This is a genomic window from Streptococcus sp. (assembly GCF_019414905.1).
GTDB lineage: Bacteria > Bacillota > Bacilli > Lactobacillales > Streptococcaceae > Streptococcus.
Genome location: NZ_DXLC01000076.1, coordinates 1 through 3,900, shown reverse-complemented (window position 1 = coordinate 3,900; position 3,900 = coordinate 1). Strand labels below are relative to the sequence as shown.

General features: G+C 44.6%; 5 protein-coding genes. All 5 read left to right on the top strand.

All coding sequences use genetic code 11. The annotated features are described in order from the left end of the window. Positions 1-453 (top strand): type I 3-dehydroquinate dehydratase (locus QZ359_RS01975; protein WP_293957437.1); only part of this gene is annotated, 453 nt, incomplete at its 5' end. Continuing rightward, complete coding sequence (locus QZ359_RS01970; RefSeq protein ID WP_293957435.1) at positions 443-1,297, top strand: shikimate dehydrogenase; 855 nt, start codon at positions 443-445, stop codon at positions 1,295-1,297. The genes QZ359_RS01975 and QZ359_RS01970, both read left to right, overlap by 11 nt. A gap of 18 nt (positions 1,298-1,315) precedes the next feature. Further along, positions 1,316-2,383: a 3-dehydroquinate synthase gene (gene aroB, locus QZ359_RS01965; RefSeq protein WP_293957433.1), complete on the top strand. Its 1,068-nt coding sequence runs from the start codon at positions 1,316-1,318 to the stop codon at positions 2,381-2,383. A gap of 9 nt (positions 2,384-2,392) precedes the next feature. After that, positions 2,393-3,559, top strand: coding sequence for a chorismate synthase (gene aroC / locus QZ359_RS01960; protein ID WP_293957431.1), 1,167 nt, complete (start codon positions 2,393-2,395; stop codon positions 3,557-3,559). 9 nt (positions 3,560-3,568) lie between these two features. Then, the coding region (locus tag QZ359_RS01955) for a prephenate dehydrogenase/arogenate dehydrogenase family protein (protein ID WP_293957429.1) at positions 3,569-3,900 on the top strand (332 nt) is incomplete at its 3' end.

Below are 3,900 nucleotides of genomic sequence, written 5' to 3'. Positions count from 1 at the left end.
GAATATATCCATCTCATCAAGGAAGTAGCGCAACTCTATCAACCAGATTATATTGATTTTGAGTACTACAGCTACAAGGATGTTTTTGAGGAAATGTTGGACTTCCCAAATCTCGTTTTGAGTTACCACAATTTCCAAGAAACGCCTGAAAATATGATGGAAATCTTGTCAGAGTTGACGAGCCTAAATCCAAAACTTGTTAAGGTTGCGGTGATGGCTCACACGGAGCAGGATGTCTTAGACCTGATGAACTATACACGAGGCTTTAAAACCCTTAATCCTGAACAGGAATATGTGACTATTTCTATGGGCAAGGTGGGCAAGGTATCTCGTATCACTGCAGATGTGACTGGTTCTAGCTGGTCCTTTGCTAGTCTGGATGAGGCTAGTGCCCCTGGTCAGATTTCACTAGCCAACATGAAAAAAATCAGGGAGATTTTGGATGAAGCTTGATGGCTATACACGTTTAGCTGCAGTTGTTGCCAATCCTATTAAGCATTCTATTTCCCCCTTTATTCACAATAGTGCCTTTGAGGCGACAGCTACCAATGGTGCTTATGTGGCTTGGGAGATTGAAGCGAGTGACTTGGCAGAAACAGTGGTCAATATTCGTCGCTACCAGATGTTTGGCATCAACCTGTCCATGCCCTATAAGGAGCAAGTGATTCCTTATTTGGATGAGCTGAGTGACGAAGCGCGCTTGATCGGTGCGGTTAATACGGTTGTCAATGAGAATGGCAATTTAATTGGATATAATACAGATGGCAAGGGATTTTTTAAGAGCTTGCCTTCTTTTACAATTACAGGTAAGAAGATGACCCTGCTGGGTGCAGGCGGTGCGGCCAAGTCTATCTTGGCGCAAGCTATTTTGGATGGCGTCAGTCAGGTTTCAGTCTTTGTTCGTTCAGTTTCTATGGAAAAAACAAGACCTTACCTAGACAAGTTACAGGAGCAAACAGGCTTTAAAGTGGACTTGTATGCTTTAGAAGATGTTCCTGTCTTGCAGGAAAGGATTGCCGAGTCGGATTTACTGGTCAATGCCACTAGTGTGGGCATGGATGGCCAGTCGTCGCCAATTCCTGAAAGCATAGTCTTACCAGAAACTCTCTTGGTAGCAGATATTATTTACAAACCCTTTGAAACGCCATTTTTGAAATGGGCTAGGAGGAAGGGCAATCCAGCGGTCAATGGTCTGGGAATGTTGCTCTATCAAGCTGCAGAAGCTTTTCAACTGTGGACAGGCAAGGAAATGCCGACAGAAGAAATTTGGCAGTCCTTAACAGAAAAATACCAATAAAGAAAGGGAGATTCTCCTATGAAAATCAGAATCGATATTCCTCATCATCCTTATGATATTCAGATTGAAAAAGGTTGTCTGGCTCAAGCTGGTCAGTGGTTGCGAGAACTCTGGCAACCACAAAAAGTGGTCATTGTAACAGACAACCATGTAGCTTCTCTTTATGCAGAGAAGGTCAAGCTCAGCCTAGAAGATGCTGGTTTTCAGGTAGCTGTTTTTGACTTTTTAGAAGGTGAAGAAAGAAAGAATTTAACCACTGTTCAGAAAGTCTATGAATTCCTAGTTAAGCAGGGGCTAACTCGTAGCGATGGAATTGTGGCTCTTGGTGGTGGTGTCGTTGGGGACCTGGCTGGTTTTGTGGCCTCTACCTATATGCGAGGTATTCACTTTGTTCAGATTCCGACTAGTTTGACAGCACAGGTGGATTCTTCTATCGGTGGAAAGACAGGCGTCAATACTCCATTTGCTAAGAATATGGTAGGAACTTTTGCCCAACCAGATGGGGTTCTGATCGATCCACTTGTCCTTGAAACGCTCGGAAAAAGAGAGTTGATTGAAGGGATGGGTGAAGTTATCAAATATGGCTTGATTGAGGATCCAGAACTATGGACTCTATTGACGGAGCTAGATGGTACTGTAGAGAGCATTTTTGAGCATGCAGAGACCTTGATTGAACATTCTTGTCAGGTCAAGCGCAAGATGGTAGTTGAGGATGAGTTGGATAATGGTGTTCGTCTTTACCTCAATTTTGGCCACACTATTGGTCATGCTATAGAAGCGACGGCCGGCTATGGCAAAGTCATGCATGGAGAGGCTGTGGCCATGGGAATGGTGCAGATATCCAAGGTTGCTGAGGAAAAAGGCCTCATGCCGGCTGGCATTACCCAATCTATCACAAAGATGTGTCAGAAATTTGGACTACCTGTTGACTATGAAAACTGGGATGTTGACAAGCTTTATCAGGCTTTGACACATGACAAGAAAGCGCGTGGCAATACCTTGAAATTGGTCTTGGTGCCAGAGCTCGGTTCAGCGACCATTCACCCAGTTTCTCTGGAAGAGATGAAAGACTACTTGGTAAAATAAGGAGAGTGTATGAGATATTTAACTGCAGGAGAATCACACGGTCCCCGTCTGACGGCTATCATTGAAGGAATTCCAGCTGGACTTCCTTTGACAGCAAAGGACATCAATGAGGATTTGAAACGTCGTCAGGGTGGATACGGCCGCGGTGGTCGTATGAAGATTGAGAGCGACCAAGTTATCTTTACTTCGGGTGTCCGCCATGGGAAGACTACTGGGGCTCCCATTACCATGGATGTCGTCAATAAGGACCATCAGAAATGGCTGGATATCATGTCTGCGGAGGACATTGAAGACCGCCTTAAAAGCAAACGAAAAATCACCCATCCTCGCCCAGGACATGCCGATTTGGTTGGGGGCATCAAGTACCGTTTTGATGATTTGCGTAATTCCTTGGAGCGCTCATCTGCTCGTGAAACCACCATGCGGGTGGCAGTTGGTGCAGTAGCCAAACGCCTCTTGGCTGAGCTGGATATGGAGATTGCCAACCATGTCGTGGTCTTTGGTGGCAAGGAAATCGATGTTCCTGAAAATCTCACAGTCGCTGAGATTAAGGAAAGAGCTGCCCAGTCTGACGTTTCTATTGTCAACCAAGAACGGGAACAGGAAATCAAGGATTATATTGACCAAATAAAGCGTGACGGTGATACCATCGGTGGAGTTGTGGAGACAGTCGTTGGAGGTGTTCCAGTTGGTCTTGGTTCCTATGTCCAATGGGATAGAAAATTGGATGCAAGATTGGCCCAAGCAGTTGTCTCTATCAATGCCTTTAAAGGGGTGGAATTTGGTCTTGGCTTTGAAGCTGGTTATCGTAAAGGTAGCCAAGTTATGGACGAAATTCTCTGGTCTAAAGAAGATGGTTATACTCGCCGTACCAATAATTTAGGTGGTTTCGAAGGTGGCATGACTAATGGGCAACCTATCGTTGTTCGTGGAGTTATGAAGCCTATTCCTACTCTCTACAAACCACTCATGAGTGTGGATATCGAAACCCATGAACCCTACAAGGCAACAGTCGAAAGAAGTGATCCAACTGCTCTTCCAGCTGCAGGTGTAGTTATGGAAGCTGTTGTGGCAACGGTTCTGGCACAAGAAATCCTCGAAAAATTCTCATCAGACAATCTAGAGGAATTAAAAGAAGCGGTAGCTAAACACCGAGACTATACAAAGAACTATTAAGGAGTTCCTATGGCAAAAACAGTCTATATCGCAGGTCTTGGTTTGATTGGTGCCTCTATGGCTCTCGGTATCAAGCGCGATCATCCAGATTATGAAATTTTAGGTTATAATCGCAGTCAAGCTTCGAGAGATATCGCCTTGAAAGAAGGCATGATTGATCGTGCAACGGATGATTTTGCCAGTTTTGCTCCCTTGGCAGATATCATTATCCTCAGCTTGCCAATCAAACAAACTATTGCTTTCATTAAGAAGTTGGCTAATTTGAACTTAAAAGAAGGCGTCATTATTTCAGATGCTGGTTCGACCAAGTCAGCTATTGTAGATGCAGCGGCTGTCTCTTA